General features: G+C 49.7%; 2 protein-coding genes. Both read left to right on the top strand.

The genetic code is table 11. The annotated features are described in order from the left end of the window. The coding region (locus Xvie_RS22405; protein WP_208612657.1) for a hypothetical protein at positions 1-266 on the top strand (266 nt) is incomplete at its 5' end. After that, the coding region (locus Xvie_RS20255; protein WP_139838929.1) for a DEAD/DEAH box helicase at positions 260-1,309 on the top strand (1,050 nt) is incomplete at its 3' end. The genes Xvie_RS22405 and Xvie_RS20255, both read left to right, overlap by 7 nt.

The following is a 1,309-nucleotide window of genomic DNA, read 5'->3' as shown; positions in this document are numbered from 1 at the left end:
GTTACAAAACGGGACAGGTGGCTAGACGTCCAAACGGGAAAAATAAAAAGGCTTGTCCTCTGGCAGTGGGAATTATTCAAGTGAGGGTATCAATGTTAAATCAGAATGGAAGTGTAGGAGGGTGCAAGAAACCGAACAGCCAACCTTTGGTGAGTACAACTGTTCAGGCTCTTGCAATAGGAATCAGAGTTTCCGGAGCTCGATTACCTGCGGCGAAGTATCTCACGGAAATTCAAGAAAATAAACAGGGGGTGAAAGGATGCTGACCATTACCCCCAACTTTGCACAGGAACGCGCTTTAAACATGCTGCGTCAGGATTGGAAGGGTTTTAATTCTTTCATGGTGTATGCCCCGACAGGCGCAGGCAAGACCGGATTAGCGGCTTTCATCACACAGGGTTTTGTATCAAAGCGGAAAAAAGTCATGATGATCTGCCCGTTTACCGTCTTGATAAACCAGACTGCCCAGCGCTTTATCGAATATGGGTTACCGGAAGATGAAATTCGTTATATCTGGCGTGACCATCCTAACCAAGACCCGTCAAAGCTGATTCAGATTGCCTCGGCTGATCCGCTGATCCGCCGTGACTTCCCCGAAGACATTAATCTGCTGGTGATTGACGAAGCACACCTGAAACGCAAGAAGATACTGGAAGAAATCACCCGACTGACCTCCGAAACGGACTGTAAGGTGGTGGGATTATCGGGTACGCCTTTCTCGCCGTTCTTGGGGCACTACTACCAGAAGCTGATAAAGCCGACCACGATAAAAGAGTTAATCCAGCGTGGCGACCTGAGCGCCTATGAGTTCTATGCCCCCACGAAACCCGACTTAACAGGGGTGAAATCCACTCAAAGCTATGAGTACGGCAATGACTACAAGGAAGATGAGATTGCCGAAATCATGTGTGGCGCAGATTTGGTGGGGGACATCGTGAGTAGCTGGCTGAAACTGGGCGAGAACCAGCCCACGATTTGCTTCTGTGTCAATGTCAGTCACGCCAACTTTATTACGGTCGAATTCAATCGTGCCGGAGTAAATGCGGAGATCATGACCGCCAGTACACCTCCTGATGAGCGGGACTTGATCATCCATAAGTTTGAACAGGGGGCGACGAAAATTATCGTCAATATAGGTGTACTCGCGGCGGGTTTTGACAGTGATGTCCGGTGCATCATCTATGCCCGTCCCACCAAGTCAGAAATCCGCTGGCTCCAAACAATCGGTAGGGGTCTGCGTACTGCCAAGGGTAAGGACAGATGCATCATTCTGGATCACTCCGGCACGGTTCACCGCCTCGGTTATCCC

This window comes from Xenorhabdus vietnamensis, assembly GCF_002127535.1.
GTDB lineage: Bacteria > Pseudomonadota > Gammaproteobacteria > Enterobacterales > Enterobacteriaceae > Xenorhabdus > Xenorhabdus vietnamensis.
Note: the sequence above shows the minus strand (reverse complement) of the source record. Positions and strands in the feature narration are given on the sequence as shown.